The organism is uncultured Psychroserpens sp., assembly GCF_947501425.1.
In the GTDB taxonomy this organism is placed as follows: Bacteria; Bacteroidota; Bacteroidia; order Flavobacteriales; family Flavobacteriaceae; genus Psychroserpens.
Genome location: NZ_CANMVN010000002.1, coordinates 427252 through 445265, shown reverse-complemented (window position 1 = coordinate 445265; position 18014 = coordinate 427252). Strand labels below are relative to the sequence as shown.

Here is an 18014-nt window from a genome sequence, read left to right as displayed (position 1 = left end):
ATTTTTCGTTATCAAATATAAATGAAATGCTAAACTAATAACGAAGAGCGACTCATTTTTCTTATTAAATTAAAAAAAAGTAACAAATTTTGCAACACTCACTTTTTAGCATCGTCTTTAAAGTGAACACAACCAAACCAAAAGAGATTTGAAGACACTTCAAGTTGACATTATTGAGAGATGCAAGCAGAATGATCGATTTGCGCAACTAAAACTATACAATCAGTATTGTGATGGGATGTATGCAGTTGCGATGCGCTTTGTAAAAGATTCTATGGAAGCTGAAGATATCGTACAAGAAGCCTTTATCAAAGCATTTGCAAAACTCAATCAGTATAAAGCTGAAGTTACTTTTGGAGCCTGGTTAAAACGTATCGTTGTAAATAAAGCTATTGACTGTTTAAAATCCAAGAAGCAACACTTGCAGGAATTGGATCAGGTGCATCTGAAAGTAGTTGATGAGAGTTATGAAAACGAATGGTTAGTTGATGATACAATAACACTGGACGAAGTGAAAGATGCTATTAAAAAGCTGCCTGATAAATATCGCTATGTAGTGATGTTATATCTTATGGAAGGCTATGATCATCAAGAGATTTCTGAAATTTTAAAAATTACAGAAGTCGCATCAAGAACACAACTCTCCAGAGGAAAATCGAAATTAAAGGAACTTTTAATACCTATTAAAAATGGCACAAGATCTTAGACATTTATTTAAAAATGAAGAGAAAACATCGCAATTAAAAATGAGCGAAGGCCACGAAGCACGTTTTCTTGAAAAGTTAGACAAAGCTTTACCAGAAGATCCATCAGTCAAAAATCGTTTCAGTGTGTTTTATATTGCAGCTAGTGTGGTTGTATTATTAGGTTTGGCTTTTGGAGCCTATAAGTTCTTTCAAGAGCCAAAATCAGTGCTGCCACAAGTTGTAGAGACAACAAATCCTGAAAAAGAACAGCAATTAAAATCACTGGGAGACATTTCACCAGATTTGAAAAAAGTTGAAGATTACTATTTAGCTAACATCAACTTAGAATTATCAAAGGTGAAATTAACACCAGATAATAAAGAACTGTTTGATGGATATGTTGTGAGACTTGCAGAGTTAAATCAGGAGTACAAACGCTTGTCGGTTGAACTTACCGAAAATGGTCCAAACGAATTGACCGTTAGCGCATTGATCGATAATTTAAAGTTGCGTCTCAATTTATTGTATCGTCTAAAAGAACAATTACATGATTTAAATACTTCGGAAGAAGCTAAAAACTTTTAACAAACCAAATGATCTGAAATTCGAATCAGGCTTTAGCAAGCAGTTATGATTTCAGAATAAAAAATAAAGACATGAAAACAAAATTCAAAATAGTTATGTTAATGTTTTGTTGTATCACCATGAGTGTTACTGCGCAACAGAAGCTAACAAAATTATCACAGAGGGTAGATGTGACCAAAGATGTTAATATCGATCTCAATACCAGCTATGTTCAAATAGAAATTGATACATGGAATAAAAACACCTTAGAAATTGAAGCTTATATTGAAGGTGAAAAATTATCTAAGGAAGAACTACAGGAAGCACTTAAACACTGGAATGTGAAAGTTACAGGCTCTGGAGATTATGTAAAGATTTCTTCGGAAGGTCACTCTGGCTCATGGGAAGACTTGGGCAACTTACATGTTAATTTAGAGTCGCTGAAAGCACTCGAAGCTCTTGAAGTTTTAGGTGAATTAGAATTTCCAGAAATGCCAGAAATGCCAGAATTACCAGAAATGCCGGAAATGCCAGAAATGGCCAATCTTCAGGTTCCTGAAATGCCAGAACTCCCTGAATTACCAGAACTTCCTGAAGGTATTAGTAATGTTAGTTTTGATACAGAAGCGTATAAAAAGGATGGAGAAGCCTATTTAGAGCGTTGGAGTAAAGACTACGAAAAGAAGTACGGTAAAGAATACAAGGAGAGAATGAAAACTTGGGGACGAGAAATGGCTAAGGTTGATTTCTCCGATTATGAGAAACGTATGGAAGCTTGGGGAGAGCGATTTGGAAAGAACTTTGGAGAAGACTACGGTAAGAAAATGGAAGCTTGGGGCGAAGAGTTTGGAAAACGTTTTGACAAAGAATGGGCTAAGAAAATGGAAGTTTGGGGTGAGAAATACGGAAAAGAGATGGAATTACGAGGTAAGGAGATCGAGAAACGTATGGCACTAAGAGAAAAGGAAATGGAAAAGCGTGCTGAAATAATGGAGAAGCGTTTGGAAGCACGTCACAAAGCGCATGAAAAGCGCCAAGAAGCACATGATCATCGTCGTGAAAGTCTGGCAAGACGTTTAGAGATGAGAGGTGACAACCTAAAACGTACCATCAAGATCAAGATGCCTAAAAAGGCTAAATTGAATATGAACGTAAGACATGGTGAATTAAAAATGTCTTCGGTAATCAACAACCTAAAAGCAGATATATCACACGCTACATTAGTAGCAAATCACATTGATGGAAGCGAGACTTCCATCAATGTGTCTTATTCTCCTGTGGATATTGTAAGATGGAGCGTAGGTGAACTGAATTTAAAGTATGTTGAAGATGCACAAATTGAAACGGTTGAGCGTTTGGTGTTGAATAGCAATTCGTCGGATATTATTTTGCGAAACCTTACCAATAATGCTATTATTGATGGTAGTTTTGGCGATCTGGTCATTTCTAATATTGCAGATACATTTAGTAATCTCAATATTATATTAGAAAATAGTGAAGCTGTGATTTCGTTGCCTAAAACAGATTATAGTGTATACTTTAAAGGCAATCGCTCCAGATTAAATGATCAATTAACGTCTCAAAAAACCATTGAGAACTATCCTAACGATAGAAACTCAGGTAAAACCATCGTACTTAATGCCAAGTATAGCGATGTAGTCCTAAAAGACTAGTCAGTCGGTCACAAAGTGGCATTTGTTTACTTCACTCAATCTTTAAACGATACTTACTTGTGTGGCTTGTCATGCTGAGCATTACCGGGAGTCAACATATATGTTGACACAAAGGTACCAAGTGAAGCTTGACGAAGTATAATATTTCAGAATCTCAGTCGCTAAGCGACATTAGGCAACCCACTCAAACCTCGACCTGTCACACTGAGCGTGAGTCGAAGTGCAATATTTCAGCATCTCATATCCAAAAACTTCACATAGATTCTTCAGTCGTTCCTCCTTCTGAATGACAAATCCAATAATGCATCTTTATCCCAAAACTTACAACACATCTGTAACAATTCATTTAAACTCTTATCTTTATGAAGTAAACACTTCAATCAAAACAGATGACATCATTTAAACCATTAGCGCTTGTATACCTTGTTTTGGTATGCTTTTTTTCATGTAAAACCGATTCTAATTCAACAGTAACCGAAGACACAACAAGTCCATATGCCGACTTTGTTACTCAAATGACATCTCAAGGGATACCTACCGGAAATATTCTGGTGTACGAGAATGGTGAGGTTGTTTTTAAAAGTTCTAATGGATTACGTTCTATCAATCCGATGGATTCGTTAGATCTCAATTCACAATTCCGATTGGCTTCCGTAAGTAAACAATTCACAGGAATGGCAATCATGAAACTCAAAGAAGCTGGACAACTCGATTACGATCAAAAGGTCAATACCATTTTACCTGAGTTTCCTTATGATAACATTTCAGTACGACAACTACTGCACCATGTGTCTGGACTCACAGATTACGAGCGTTTGATGGCTATGCATTGGACACCTGAGGATTCGACAAAAACCTACTTGCTTGGAAACGATGAGGTCTTAAAAGAATTCTATCGTGTGGGTCCTGAACTGGATTTTCAGCCTGGTGAACGCTGGGAATACAGTAATACGGGGTATTTAGTATTGGCAACAATTATTGAGAAGATTTCTGGACAACATTTAAGTGACTTTTTTAAAGAACACATCTTTGATCCTGTTGGGATGACCAATACCACTTTATATAAGTATCAAGAAGGTGCAGATCCAAACATGCCAAATCGCGTGTTTGGTTATGAAACAGCACTCAATCAAAAAGACAACAAACTAAACGACTACCATTTTCTTAATGCGGTTAGAGGTGATGGAGGGGTTTATTCCACTTTGCAAGATCTCTACAAATGGAATATGGCCTTGGCTAATTATACCATCATTTCTAAAGACTATTTAGATGAAGCTTGGACTTCTGGAAAAACAAACGATGGTGAATATACAGGCTATGGTTTTGGGTGGTTTTTAGAGTACAATCCAGGTGAGCCTAAAGTGGTGAGTCACTCTGGCGGTTGGGTTGGTTTTGCTACGTTTTTACATAATGAAGTGGAGGATAAAAGCGGATTTATTGTGCTGACCAATAATTCGGCAGAAACCTATGCTAATGTGATGTCTGCTATGGGTAGTATTAGAGAGGGGAAGCCTTTTGAACTCAGAAAACCAAGTATCAAAAATACAGTTGCTGAGCATATATTTACTGAGGATATCGATAAGGCCATTGCGCATTATAAAGACTTGAAAGCTAATCATGCCGATGATTATAATTTTGACGAATCAGAATTGAATATTCTAGGCTACGGACTCATTAATGAAAACCGCGTTGATGATGCCTTAAAGATCTTTAAACTTAATGTTGATATGTATCCAGATTCGGCAAATCCTTATGATAGCTATGCTGATGCTTTAATACTGAAAGGGGATAGCCTGAAAGCTCTTGAAAACTACAAAACCTGTTTTGCAATGGACAGCACTTTGCAGTATGCCAAAGATAAAGCGGAAGCTTTGGAAGTAGCTTTAAAGAAATAGAGACATTGTCATTTAACACCTGATTCGGAATTTTTGCAATACTAATGAGAACCTGAAACAAGTTCAGGTTGACGATATGAACAAAATAGATCGACGTCATTCCGTACTTGATACGGAATCTCAGAACCTAGTATGATGTACAGATTCTTCAGTCGTTCCTCCTTCTGAATGACAAATGAAGTTGTTTTATTGTCATTCAGAGCATAGCGAAGAATCTCAGTCACTAAGTGACATTTGGTTAGCTCACTCAAACGTAGACCTGTCACACTGAGCATTACCGAGAGTCAACATATATGTTGACACAAAGGTACCAAGTGAAGCTTGACGAAGTGCAATATTTCAGCATCTCTTACCTAAAAATTATATACAGATTCTTCAGTCGTTCCTCCTTCTGAATGACAAATAAATCGTCTTGACTTTGTCATTCAGAGTATAGCGAGGAATCTCAGTCACTAAGTGACATTTGGTAGCTCTCTCAAACGCAGGCCTGTCACACTGAGCGTAGTCGAAGTGTCCCAAACCTGACTAAGCAAAGTCGCAGTGCATAGTAATCTATAGATTTCATATTTTTGCTAAAAATTGCCTGCATGACCTCACAGCCCTTTTCTAAAGTCTTAGCCGAACTCGGAACTCAGTCGCTTTATGTTATTAATCCATCCATTCCTAAAATAGACTATATACCTTTGGATCTCTCTGTATCTAATGAGGAACTCCAAACCGTTGATGTGTCCTCGCCAGACGCTTTAGAAACCTATATCAACAACCATATCAAAACCCATAATGGAGTAGTGGCTTATGGTGGTTATCTCGAAACTCGAGGTATCTATCGTCGCAGTGCGTATTTTAATGATGCTAATCCTGACACCGAACGCAATATTCATCTCGGACTCGACCTATGGATTGCAGCCAACACACCCATTTACACACCTCTAGATGCTGAGGTGCATAGCTTCAACAACAATACTAATTTTGGGGATTACGGACCAACAATCCTTCTAAAACATCACATCAATAACATCGAGTTCTATACCTTGTATGGACATCTCAGTTTGGCTTCTATCGAAAATCTACGTGTCGGACAAACATTCCAGCAAGGCGAACAACTAGCCACACTTGGTGATGCATCTGTCAATGGCGATTATGCGCCGCATTTGCATTTTCAGATGATTAAAGACCTACAAGGTTATGTTGGTGACTATCCTGGTGTGTGTGCTAAAGCCGATTTAGCGTTTTATCAAGAGAATTGTCCAGATCCAAATGTGCTCATTGCATTGAATTAAGACTGAAATTGCTCTAAAGAGTATTAAGAAATTTCCTATATTGCCTTTCTACTTTCTTAAACTATTTTTATGAAATACTTCTACTTTATTCTTGCCTTGTTATTCTCTTGTAATGTCTTACAAGCTCAAATTGTAACAATTCCTGATGCTAATTTTAAAAACGCACTAGTAAATACAAACTGTGTCGACCTGAATAATGATGGAGTAGGTGATATAGATGCTGATACCAATAACGACGGAGAAATTCAAGAAAGTGAAGCTGCCAATATTGTCCATTTATATCTTATTAATCAGTCTATAAGCTCTTTAGAAGGCATCAGTGCTTTTACAGCTCTGGAGCGTTTATGGTGTCCGCAAAATAATATTACAAATGTTGATTTATCATTAAATACAGCACTTAGAATTATTAATTGCGAGTTTAATCAGTTGGTTGCTTTAGATGTTACTAATAATCCTGAGATTATTTATATCAAGTGTAATAGTAATCAAATTTCAGATATTGATCTGAGTCAGAATCCACTGCTTGAGGAATTTTACATTAGCGATAACCAAATCACACAATTAGATATTAGTCAGAATCCAAATGTAGGTCAGTTGGTTATTCAGGATAGTAATATTAATGCCATTTTTATGAAGAATGGCGACGATCTCAATGGTGGAAGCTTTTTTATTGATAACTGTCCGAACCTTCAATTCATCTGTGTAGATGCCACGGAAATCGCTAGTATTCAGAATAGAATTGATTTTTATGGTTACACGAATTGCGTGATCAATTCGTACTGTACGTTTGAGCCAGGCGGTGAGTTTTTTATTGTTCAAGGTGATGTCAAAATAGATACAAATCAGGATGGCTGTGATACTAATGATCTGATCTATCCTAATCTAAAACTAAATATCAGCGATGGCAATTCCGAAGGTAGTATCATTACCAATGATTCAGGTGGTTATATCGTACCACTACAAGCAGGAACTTTTACCATTTCTCCCGATATTGAGAATGCCTCTTATTTTACGATTTCGCCAGAAAGTATAGCTGCTGATTTCCCTGCAAGCATGAGTCCGAACATTCAGGATTTTTGTATCACACCAAATGGACCATTTATGGATTTAGAGATTTACATTGTTCCGCTTACGGAAGCACGACCTGGTTTTGATGCAGATTATAAGATGGTCTATAAAAACAAAGGCAGCAATACCATTTCGGGAACTGTGGAATTTAATTTTGATGATTTTGTAGTTGATTTTGTATCGTCTAATCCGAGTCCAGATATGCAATCGTTTGGTTCACTCGAATGGAACTATGCTAATCTGCAACCTTATGAGACTAGAGAATTATTCATCACCATGAATTTCAATACACCAACAGATCCTGACAATCCTGTAAATGACGGAGATCAAATTGGGTTTCAGTCGGTAATCAATCCAATTTCTGGTGATATTTATGAAGAAGATAATATCACCTCTATCAAACAAACTGTTGTGAATTCATTTGACCCAAATGACAAGCGATGTTTGGAAGGCAATAGCATTAGAGAAGCTATGGTGGGTGAATATGTGCGTTACATGATTCGTTTTGAAAATACAGGAACAGCCAATGCCATTAATGTGGTGATTAAAGATGAAATAGATCTTAGTACATTTGATATCAGTACGCTTATTCCATTAGATGCCAGTCATAATTATATTACGAGAATCCAGAATACCAATGAGGTGGAATTTATTTTTGAAAATATCGACCTGCCTTTTGATGATGCTAATAATGATGGCTATGTGGTATTTAAAATAAAAACAGTAGATACCTTAACTGTTGGTGATACCTTTAGCAACGATGCTGAAATTTATTTTGATTTTAATTTTCCAATCATTACTAATGATTTTGAAACGACTGTTGAAGCAAATCTATCAGTCAATGAATTTGAAGCAAACACAACTGTACAGGTGTTTCCTAATCCAGCCAACGATGAGCTTCATATCAGTTCTGAAACCGTTATTGATACTGCCGATATTTATGATGTCAACGGACGATTATTACAACGCATCAACTTTGTTGGCAACCAGCTAGAACGTACGATTTCTATTGCGCATTTAGCAAAAGGTGTGTATGTGATACAACTCACTTCTGAACAAGGAGAATTGACTAAAAAGGTGATTAAGGATTAGATATAGTACCAGTAAATGTTTTAGGTTGGCTGTACACGGTAATCCCAAACAAATTCCAGTTTAGAGTGCCTTGAACTGTAAATTCTGAGCTGTCGTTAGGTTTGAAATTATGGGTTTCAATAGAATTGTATTCCCAAGTGTAGCCACTCACCAATCCGGTTACATAGCTATTGCTTTCTATGGGAATGAGTTCGTTTTGATCAACAGAATACTTAACCAGCATATTGATATCAAACGTGAGATGCTCTTCAAGTGTGAGTTTGATCACTTTTGAAGGATTGGTTGTGTTATAATCGTTTGCCAGAATAATCTTGTTGTTAGGAGCTTCTGACGTTACTGCCGAAATAATTTGAACCATACCAATACATACTACAACAATAGACATGACTTTAAACCGCCTTTTAAAAAAGGATTTGCCTTGACGTATAAAGCCTACAATCACATATAGAAAGTAGAGCGCGATAATGCCGTTTAGTATGGACCAGAGGAGGTGTAGCATGGGTTTTGGGTTTTGGGTTGTTATTTAAATTTTTTAAAAGCCATGTGTTTTCTTTGCAGTGTTCCAATTCTCTTTTAATATAGGTTTACCTACACTAGTGTTTCCATTAGATAATTCACCAGAAAAGTGACAGTATTTTTCTGCATAGTCTTGATTTTCATATCTTTTCCATGATTTAAAGGCATTGTCACACAATGGTTTTTTTATGTTAAATGGGATTTCTATGCCTGTTCTGATGCAGTATCCAATATTATTTCTGTTTTTGTTGTCGTATGTAATCTTGACCTGATTTTTTTTGAATACTTTTTTATAGCTTTTGTTGCTGTAAAACGCATCGCTATTATCAATTTCAATTTCTGAGTCCAGATATTTAGAGGATAAACCGAACATTTTAGTTTCAAATACTGGTACTTTTTCAAATATTAATTCAGATTGTTCGATTACTCTATTGAAATAATCTAAAGTTTGTTTACCTATTCTTTTTTCTGTGACATCTCCAATTATTCCTGATTCAATATTTATGTTTTGAGAATAATCGTAAAGATTCATTGAAGTTATTAAGTATTCATACTCATTTGCATAAAGTTTGGCATGTAATCTTTTTTCAAACCTAATTTGAATATTAGGGAATTGCTTAAAAAAATTAAAGTCATCTTGATTTAAACTTTTAGAAATATCATCTTCATTTTTTCCAAAAAGTAAAACAATCGATAAATCGGGATTGTTTAATTTACTTTTTAAAATAGATTTAATTCTGTCGTGAAGTTTTATATAAGGAGATATGATTAATAATTCATATTTGGCGCTTTCAAATATATGGCTAAGTGCAGCATTTAAATTATTTTCTGTTAGAAATTCAGACATGGTTTTGAAGTTTTATCGATAATTATTGTTAGCGGTTATGTGTATGTCTTATTGCGGGAAATCAGCTATGATTTTCCGTCGTAACCGAAAGATAGTAAATTGCAATGAATTCCGATTGGGAATTCAGCCTCAATGAGCTATACACGTTATTGTGGTAAGTTATTTTACAAATTCAGATAAATCTTCATTTATTTTATTTAAGTACTTTTTATACAAATCTTTTTTTGTTTCATGATTTGCTTTTAATGAAACTAGTATAGACTTCATTTGATTTAACTTTTTGTCTATAGTTTCATTAGAATCAGTTTCCGAAATATGAGTTGTTTCTAGTTTTTTTATTAAATCAAACGATTCAGTGTTAAGCTTGTCAAAAACTTCAGAATCGAAGTTATAGAAAATATGAATATGATGATGTTCAAAAGTTGAAGGGTTAACAGATCTTTGGGAAATTTTCTCTATTGTTTCATGCATTACATTCTCTAAAGAGCTTGGTTCGTTGTGATTTAATACTATATCTATTTTATGAATCATTAAACCAATCAGCTCTAAAAGGTCAAAGTAATATTCTGATGCTTTTTTAGCAGCACTTATTCTTTCTGTCCAATATAATTTTCTAATTTCATTTCTATGTTTTTTATTTTCTAAAAATGTATCAATTAAGGTCTTAAAAATAAACCCTAAAGCTGTGAATGTTGTAGCTATAAATAGAGTGCCTATTTCGGGATATTGTCTTAATATTTTATAAATAAATTCCACTATATAAAATTCTTTTAATGTGTCATAAAGGTCTCGGATATAAGTGCTTAGTTTTTCAAGTGCATGTCAAAGTAGGCGAGAACAAGAAATTACTTATAGCCATTGTTGTGCAACGTAATTGTTAGTTATTCTGTTCAACTACGTTCTCAATCTTAATGTTCTGTTTTTCTAAAGCCTTGTTTATAAATAACAACTGATTATCTTGACTCTTATTTAAATCTCTAATTGCCTTTTTCATAACATTAACTTCCGAAGTTGGTTTTAATAATTCAGGATATAGTTGTGTTAGAAAATTATATTCAGTTTTAATTCGTTCGTTATTTAGGGAAGTAATTGAGTTTTGTTCTTTTGCTTTTTCGCTCAAATACATTGTTTTTAATAAAGCAGATGCATCATATCCATTAATTTCAGTAATTACATTTTTCACTACAAATTCATCGGATATATCATCTAAAAATAAATAGTTTCCTTTTCCAGTCACAAAATTTGAAGCATTTAATTCTGAATCTGAAGTTATCTTTCTTGTTCTTTTTGTGGTTACTTCAAGACGACCAATCATAAAGGCTTGGTCAATAAATTTCATTTTCGCATTTGGATTATCGGAATATAACTGGACAAGAACATCTTTAGTTTCTTGAGGCAGTGCATAAAATAATTGAGCAAGGCTTTTTCCATTTGTGGACGACCAATTGAATTGACCAACATCTTCAATTTCCCAGATAAATTTTGCTACATCTCCAGTTGAAAATGATGAAGATAAGTTTGCAAATGGAAGATTGACTTCTCCAGAAATAGCAGTTTCACTAGAAAAAATTCCTTCAATTTTTTGCTTTAAATCTGGTAAGGAAGTAGTCGTAATTTTTGTTTTTAAAACGTTAGGGTCAATTTTATATATGACTTTATCATTGCTGTCATAAATCCGAACTGAACCTATTAAAGCGTTAATACCATTGACATCACTAGCCTTAATATTTTCTCCATCTAGTTTTAGTTCTGTAAATTTTGTTTTTATCTTCTTAAATTCATCAGTAGGTATTTTTTCTGCAATGTTGATTATTTCTAGTGTTGGATTTGTTTCGCTTTTACCTATTGTATATTTTTGTCTGATAAAACCGCCTCCTTTTAAATATGCTTTTATTAATACAGTGTTTCTCTTTCTTTTATGAAAGTCAATCAAAATGCTTTTTTCCGTATCTTTTGTAACTGGTCCTTTTGAATTATATGCTAAACTAGGACTATTCGACTCTGTTACAGAACCTAACCAATATTCCAGATTTATTATATCCTGACCAGTTTTATTATTAAATGTAAATTTAATGTCTTTAGCATTAATTATATTAGTCATTAATATTGTTAAAAACGAGATAATAAATTTGATTTTCATAATGGTTGGTTTTAGTTTTAAAAGTACATATATTTTTATTGTTCGGAATACCCATTATTAGGTATTCTTACTGTTATACAACGCCCTTGTATATGAAAAGTAGCGGATTTTTAAGCATTAACTTTTCGGTTTATAACTGACCTTTATTTTATTATTAATCTTTCGTTTAAGCACTAAAACCGCTATTTTTTATATACGTTGTTGTGAGCTGGCTTTTTATTCCACAAATCCTTTAATAGTGTCCAACCAACTTTTAACTTCATCAAATCCGCCACGTTCTATTATTCTTTCTACTGTCATTTTCTCTATCGAAAGATTATTTAATTGTCGTTTAGCATTTGATATTTTCTTCTTCTGTTTTTCCGCAGTTTTTAAAGGGTCAGGATTTATAGCATTCCAATCTGTATCACTTGTTTCTTGATGAACTGCCATAGCCACTTTTGTTGGTACATCTTCATCATCTAAAATTTCAGTCAAATTTATGTTGATATTTAAATCTTGGTAACATTCAATTATTGCTTCGTGATGAAGATAATTTTCTAATTCAATTTTTGTGGTATTAAATCCTATTTTGGTATCCACTCCTTCTGCGTTTAAGTCAGCAACACTTTGCACATATGCTGGAATATCAGAATCATAAATATGAACTTGTGATTGTAATAAACCGTCTAAGTACTTTTTCTCTATATAAAATTTCAGTTGAGAACCACCTGTTGGAATAAATGCAACAGCCTCGTTATTTTCTAAATTTATTATGTTTTCGTCTGTGCCATTTAAAAGCTTGCTTAAACCTATCAATGCATTTACATCATTTTCCCCTTCAACAAAAATTAGAACTTTAACTTTGTTTTTTGGGTCAGGTAATGCACCAAGTGTTTGAATAATTCTGTCTATTATTTCTTCATTATCTGTTCCATCATCATTTAAGCCACTTTCAACATTTACTTGTCCATTATCTGAATAAACATATCTCAAAGATTCCTTTGGAATTTCTTTAGCTAAATTTGAGTTGTGTGTTGTAAAGAATACTTGAGCGTTATCCGTTTCCGAAAGTTCTTTTAAAGCATTTACTATCATTAATTGAAAGTCTGGATGTTGTGACGTTTCCGGTTCTTCAAGGGCATAAATAATATTTGGCGCATTTGCTGTTCTTCTATTCTCAACTTGTGCTCTAAAAAAGCTTAATAAAACAAGTCTTCTCATTCCACTTCCTCGTTTGTTTAGCGGAACACCTCTTTCATCTTCTAATGTCAATTTGAATATTGAATTCCAAGTTGGTTCTTTAGGGAAATTAGACCGCAAAGTTTCAGCTAATTCTGGGTCTAAATCATTTAATTTAGTAATTGTATCGTCAGCAAGGTCTGTCGAAGCATCTTGTACGGCTTCTTTTAATTGTTCTAACAACGGTGTTATGTTATCACGTTTTAGGACCTCTTTGATTATTTCTTTCATTGGGTCTTGAATGTCAGAATCTTGGTCATTTAACTGCTTGTCAACAAAAAACAAAGAGAATAATGGTAAATACTTTTTAAGATTTGTCCATATTTTCTTTCTATTATCTTCGTTGTCTAATCTTCCGTCAATTTTTATTTCGGCTTGTTGAGTTGTTATTTGTCCTTCTTCGTAAAAGTGATTACGAATGGCATTTCTTAACTCTTTGCTTTTAGTTTTATTTACTCCTTCTGGGTTTATTCCTAACTCTTTAAATTGTAGTTGTAAAGTCGTTCTTTTTTTGGAAAGTAAATCGGATAAATTTTCGTTGTCGGGATAATCACAAATTATAACAGATTCTTCCGAAACACTTCCTGAAGCTGAAACAGGAAATGATTTTTTAATTTCAAGTTTATCATCTGAGTTTAAAAGGTATTCTTCAGAAAGGCTGGTTGCAATTGTGTCATCTAAGATTAACTGTTCAGGCAAATCCGAAAAAACACAAGTAATTTCAATTCGGCTGTTATCATTTTCGATGCACAAGTCATTTTTATCAGGTTTGCTATTGAAAAAAATGTCTAATGCTTCTAAAATTGATGATTTACCAACATCATTCTTTCCTATGATAACATTCAAGTCAGAAATATCAATTTCAGTTTCTTGAGAATAACTTCTAAAGTTCTTTAATTTAAGTTTGTTTAGTTTCATTCGTGTTTTTGGTCAGCTTGCTCACAACGCCCTATATAATAACATCAATAGCACTTATCCAAATCTATCTTCTGGATAAACCAAGTCTCAGCGTTATTCTAATTCATAAATATATTCTAGAAAACAACACCAAACTATACCTATTACTAGGTATATTTTTGATTTCCAATAGGTTGTATTAAAGTTGCAAATTCAAGAGAAGATGTCGATACGTAATTCTACTTATTTTCCAAACCCCGTAAATATACCTGTATATTTTATCGCTTAGTGCTAGATATTTGTAATATACGTTTTAGTAAAGTCAGAAATGACGATCAACTAACCAATTGTTATATACTGGTAAATCCAGTAACTATACATTTGAATTCGGCACATCAGGGAGAAGCTATTAATTAATGTCGAATCCATAAAAAAATCCCGAACACCTTGTGTTCGGGATTTTTATGTTTAGCACTTCGGTAAGCTTCGCTTGGTACCTTCGTATCAACAAGTATATTGATTCTCGGTAATGCTCAGTGTGACATGCTTCGACTACGCTCAGCATGACATATAATTATGCTCAGCATGACATGTGATTGCGCTCAGTGTGACAGTTTGCTTGAGTTGCACTTCGACTTCGCTCAGTGTGACAGTATACTTAATCTACTAAGACCCATTCGCCTTTAGCGATTAATGGTTCCGCTTGTTTGTACTTCACCACTTTATTCTCACCACTCATCACATGCTTGATCGTTACACGATCGTTACGTCCAATTTTTGGTTTGTCACGTACGATGGTTTCTACAACTTCTGGTTGACGTTGCGTGTTTCCAGCTGCTCGGCTTTGTGCAGCACGTTCATCCATATTTGGAATCTCGTCTTTTTGCGTCTGTAACTTTTCTTGCTTACGTGCTTTCGCTTCTTGAATATTGTTTTGTGTTTCCGTAGGTAATTCGCCTTTAAATAAGAACGAGATCACATCTTTATTCACCTGGTCAATCATGTCCTTGAACAACTCAAAAGCTTCAAACTTGTAAATCAACAACGGATCTTTTTGCTCGTGAACTGCTAATTGTACCGACTGCTTTAACTCGTCCATTTTGCGTAAATGCGTTTTCCAAGCATCATCTACAATGGCCAAAGTAATGTTCTTTTCAAAATCATTAATCAGCTGTGTTCCTTTACTTTCATACGCTTTTTCAAGATCGGTAACCACCTGTAAATTCTTGACGCCATCTGTAAATGGTACGACAATACGCTTGTATTTATCACGTTGGTTGAGATATACATTCTCAATCACAGGGAATGCCAACTCCGCATTACGTCGCATCTTTTCTCTGTAATGCTCAAACGCCGCTTTATATACTTTTCCTGCAATATCCTGAACCGATAGCTTTCCAAATTCAGCTTCGGAAATTGGAGAACTCATAGAGAAGTATCTGATCAATTCAAACTCGAAGTTCTTGAAATCTTCAGCAGCTTTATTGGTTTCAGCAATACCTTCAGAAGTATCGTAGATCATATTTGCTAAGTCCACTCGAAGTCGCTCACCATGTAAGGCATGACGACGACGTTTGTATACCACTTCACGTTGTGCATTCATCACATCATCATATTCTAAGAGACGCTTACGAACACCAAACTGATTTTCCTCTACTTTTTTCTGAGCACGCTCAATCGATTTTGAAATCATAGAATGCTGAATCACTTCACCTTCTTTTAATCCCATTTTATCCATCATCTTGGCAATTCGTTCACTACCAAAGAGACGCATTAAGTTATCTTCTAACGATACGTAGAACTGCGAGCTTCCAGGATCACCCTGACGACCTGCACGACCACGTAACTGTCTGTCGACACGTCGAGAATCGTGACGTTCTGTACCTACAATGGCTAAACCACCTGCGTCTTTAACTTCGTCAGATAATTTAATATCAGTACCACGACCTGCCATGTTAGTTGCAATCGTTACTTGTCCTGGTTGTCCAGCTTCAGCAACAATATCGGCTTCTTTTTTATGGAGTTTCGCGTTCAGTACATTATGAGGTACTTTTCTAATGCTTAGCATTTTTCCGAGTAACTCCGAAATCTCTACAGAGGTTGTACCAATTAATACTGGTCGTCCTGCTTGAGATAATTTCGTTACCTCGTCAATAACAGCGTTGTATTTTTCACGTTTCGTTTTATAAACTAAATCCTGTTTATCGTCACGTGCAATTGGTCTGTTGGTTGGAATTTCAACCACATCTAATTTATAGATTTCCCAGAATTCTCCAGCTTCAGTAACTGCTGTACCTGTCATACCAGATAGCTTTCGGTACATTCTGAAATAATTCTGAAGGGTTACTGTAGCAAAGGTTTGCGTGGCATCTTCGATCTTTACATTTTCCTTGGCTTCAATCGCTTGGTGGAGTCCGTCACTATAACGACGACCATCCATAATACGACCAGTTTGTTCGTCAACAATCATCACCTTGTTATCGATCACTACATACTGAATGTCTTTTTCAAACAAAGCATAGGCTTTCAACAACTGGTTAAGGGTGTGGATACGTTCCGATTTGATCCCGAAGTCTCTAAATAGTTCTTCTTTCTCTTCAGCCTCTTCCTCTTTTGTAAGTCCTTTAGCCTCGATTTTTGCAATCTCCAAACCAATTTCTGGCATCACAAAGAAATCTGGATTGTCTTTACCAGAAAGGAATTCAACACCTTTATCGGTTAATTCTACCTGGTTGTTTTTTTCTTCGATAACGTAGTAGAGTTCTGCATCAATTTTAGGCATTTCTCTGTTGTTATCCTGCATGTAGAAGTTCTCTGTTTTTTGGAGTAACTGCTTGATCCCTTCTTCACTTAAATATTTAATCAAGGCTTTATTCTTCGGAATACCTCTATAGGCTCTTAATAATAAGAAACCACCTTCTTTGGTATCGCCTTCTGCAATTAGCTTCTTGGCTTCAGCTAATACACCAACCAATTCTTTTCGTTGGGTACTAACAATATCATCAACTTTAGGTTTCAGCTCGATAAATTCGTGACGATCTCCTTGCGGAATCGGTCCGGAAATAATTAATGGTGTACGCGCATCATCAACCAATACCGAATCCACCTCATCCACAATAGCGAAGTGATGCGGACGCTGAACCAGGTCATCTGGCGAATGTGCCATATTATCTCTTAGGTAGTCAAAACCAAATTCGTTGTTGGTTCCGTAGGTGATATCTGCTCTATAGGCCTTACGACGTGCTTCTGAGTTAGGTTGATGGTAGTCTATACAATCAATACTCATTCCGTGAAACTGAAAAATTGGAGCCATCCACGCGCTATCACGTTTTGCTAAGTAATCATTTACGGTTACTAAATGCACACCTTTACCAGATAAGGCATTTAAGTATACAGGAAGTGTTGCTACTAAGGTTTTACCTTCACCAGTTTGCATCTCTGCAATTTTTCCTTGGTGCATAGCAGCACCACCAATAAGTTGTACATCATAGTGCACCATGTCCCAAGTAATAGGCTTACCTGCAGCATCCCATGAATTAGACCAAACGGCTTCATCACCTTGTAAGGTCACATAATCATTTTCGCCAGATACCAAGCGGTCAAATTCATTAGCTTTAACAACAATTTTGGTGTTGTTAACAAAACGCTTTGCTGTTTCTTTAACCACAGCAAAGGCTTCAGCCATAATATCGTTAAGGACAACTTCGGTTACCTCGTAGATCTCGTCTTCAATTTTATCGATTTCAACATAGATATCCTCTCTTTTGTCAATGTCTTCTGTAGCTTCGGCATCTAGTAAGAGTTGGTCTATTTGATCTTGAAGTGGTTGACGTGCTGCTGCAATTTTTTCTTTGAACTCGGCTGTTTTTGCTCTTAACTCGTCATGTGATAATTGCTCGAGGGCACTTTCAAAAGATTTTACCTGATCAACAATAGGCGAAAGCGCCTTGACATCTTGTTTGGATTTGTCTCCAACAAATACTTTAAGTACTGAATTTAAAAAACTCATGTGTATATATTATTTAGAACGTTGCGAACAACGTTTTATCTTTAAAATTAAGGAATTCCAAAGATATGATTTGTGTTATGTTTTTACGAAAAAAAAGGCACAAAAAAAGTCTCCAAATGAGACTTT

The 18014-nt window shown here is 35.1% G+C and carries 13 protein-coding genes; 6 read left to right on the top strand and 7 right to left on the bottom strand.

Annotated elements, in window-relative coordinates; genetic code table 11:
* The first annotated feature begins 148 nt into the window (after positions 1-148).
* From Q0951_RS04535 to Q0951_RS04520, 4 genes are all read left to right on the top strand, one after another.
* On the top strand, positions 149-706 hold the full coding sequence (locus tag Q0951_RS04535) for an RNA polymerase sigma factor (protein WP_299334796.1): 558 nt from the start codon (positions 149-151) through the stop codon (positions 704-706).
* Positions 690-1271 carry a hypothetical protein gene (locus Q0951_RS04530; protein WP_299334794.1) on the top strand — a complete coding sequence of 194 codons (582 nt, stop codon included), beginning with the start codon at positions 690-692 and terminating at the stop codon, positions 1269-1271. The genes Q0951_RS04535 and Q0951_RS04530 overlap by 17 nt, the downstream gene beginning before the upstream one ends.
* Positions 1272-1342: 71 nt before the next feature.
* Positions 1343-2923 carry a hypothetical protein gene (locus Q0951_RS04525; RefSeq protein ID WP_299334792.1) on the top strand — a complete coding sequence of 527 codons (1581 nt, stop codon included), beginning with the start codon at positions 1343-1345 and terminating at the stop codon, positions 2921-2923.
* A gap of 389 nt (positions 2924-3312) precedes the next feature.
* Positions 3313-4818: a serine hydrolase domain-containing protein gene (locus Q0951_RS04520; RefSeq protein ID WP_299334790.1), complete on the top strand. Its 1506-nt coding sequence runs from the start codon at positions 3313-3315 to the stop codon at positions 4816-4818.
* Between the two features lie 41 nt (positions 4819-4859).
* Here the strand turns inward: Q0951_RS04520 and Q0951_RS04515 are convergent, their stop codons facing one another.
* Positions 4860-5042, bottom strand: a complete 183-nt coding sequence (locus tag Q0951_RS04515) for a hypothetical protein (protein WP_299334788.1) — start codon at positions 5040-5042, stop codon at positions 4860-4862.
* Between the two features lie 363 nt (positions 5043-5405).
* Here Q0951_RS04515 and Q0951_RS04510 point away from each other — a divergent pair, with 363 nt between their 5' ends.
* Together Q0951_RS04510 and Q0951_RS04505 are read left to right on the top strand one after the other, a co-directional pair.
* Positions 5406-6098, top strand: coding sequence for a peptidoglycan DD-metalloendopeptidase family protein (locus Q0951_RS04510; RefSeq protein WP_299334786.1), 693 nt, complete (start codon positions 5406-5408; stop codon positions 6096-6098).
* A 69-nt stretch (positions 6099-6167) separates the two neighbouring features.
* Positions 6168-8258 (top strand): T9SS type A sorting domain-containing protein, encoded by a 2091-nt coding sequence (locus Q0951_RS04505; RefSeq protein ID WP_299334783.1) that lies wholly within the window; start codon positions 6168-6170, stop codon positions 8256-8258.
* Here Q0951_RS04505 and Q0951_RS04500 read toward each other — a convergent pair.
* The 6 genes from Q0951_RS04500 to secA form a co-directional block, all read right to left on the bottom strand.
* A complete protein-coding gene (locus Q0951_RS04500) occupies positions 8248-8757 on the bottom strand; it encodes a hypothetical protein (RefSeq protein WP_299334782.1) in 510 nt (169 codons plus the stop codon). The two genes, Q0951_RS04505 and Q0951_RS04500, sit on opposite strands and share 11 nt — an antisense overlap.
* Before the next feature lie 33 nt (positions 8758-8790).
* A complete protein-coding gene (locus Q0951_RS04495; RefSeq protein WP_299334780.1) occupies positions 8791-9621 on the bottom strand; it encodes a phospholipase D family protein in 831 nt (276 codons plus the stop codon).
* 159 nt (positions 9622-9780) lie between these two features.
* Positions 9781-10377, bottom strand: coding sequence for a hypothetical protein (locus Q0951_RS04490; RefSeq protein WP_299334778.1), 597 nt, complete (start codon positions 10375-10377; stop codon positions 9781-9783).
* Between the two features lie 121 nt (positions 10378-10498).
* Complete coding sequence (locus Q0951_RS04485) at positions 10499-11761, bottom strand: hypothetical protein (RefSeq protein ID WP_299334777.1); 1263 nt, start codon at positions 11759-11761, stop codon at positions 10499-10501.
* Between the two features lie 216 nt (positions 11762-11977).
* The gene (locus Q0951_RS04480) at positions 11978-13900 is read right to left on the bottom strand and encodes an ATP-binding protein (RefSeq protein WP_299334776.1); all 1923 of its coding nucleotides are present in this window, start codon (positions 13898-13900) and stop codon (positions 11978-11980) included.
* 637 nt (positions 13901-14537) lie between these two features.
* Entirely contained in the window at positions 14538-17888 is a 3351-nt protein-coding gene (secA, locus tag Q0951_RS04475; protein ID WP_299334774.1) for a preprotein translocase subunit SecA, read from the bottom strand.
* Between the last annotated feature and the right edge of the window lie 126 nt (positions 17889-18014).

Bases quoted from the DNA above. Each gene is read 5' to 3' on its own strand.
- Q0951_RS04525 (WP_299334792.1), top strand. From the start codon at position 1,343: ATGAAAACAAAATTCAAAATAGTTATGTTAATGTTTTGTTGTATCACC.
- secA (WP_299334774.1), bottom strand. From the start codon at position 17,888: ATGAGTTTTTTAAATTCAGTACTTAAAGTATTTGTTGGAGACAAATCC.
- Q0951_RS04520 (WP_299334790.1), top strand. From the start codon at position 3,313: ATGACATCATTTAAACCATTAGCGCTTGTATACCTTGTTTTGGTATGC.
- Q0951_RS04495 (WP_299334780.1), bottom strand. From the start codon at position 9,621: ATGTCTGAATTTCTAACAGAAAATAATTTAAATGCTGCACTTAGCCAT.
- Q0951_RS04505 (WP_299334783.1), top strand. From the start codon at position 6,168: ATGAAATACTTCTACTTTATTCTTGCCTTGTTATTCTCTTGTAATGTC.
- Q0951_RS04500 (WP_299334782.1), bottom strand. From the start codon at position 8,757: ATGCTACACCTCCTCTGGTCCATACTAAACGGCATTATCGCGCTCTAC.
- Q0951_RS04480 (WP_299334776.1), bottom strand. From the start codon at position 13,900: ATGAAACTAAACAAACTTAAATTAAAGAACTTTAGAAGTTATTCTCAA.
- Q0951_RS04485 (WP_299334777.1), bottom strand. From the start codon at position 11,761: ATGAAAATCAAATTTATTATCTCGTTTTTAACAATATTAATGACTAAT.
- Q0951_RS04530 (WP_299334794.1), top strand. From the start codon at position 690: ATGGCACAAGATCTTAGACATTTATTTAAAAATGAAGAGAAAACATCG.
- Q0951_RS04510 (WP_299334786.1), top strand. From the start codon at position 5,406: ATGACCTCACAGCCCTTTTCTAAAGTCTTAGCCGAACTCGGAACTCAG.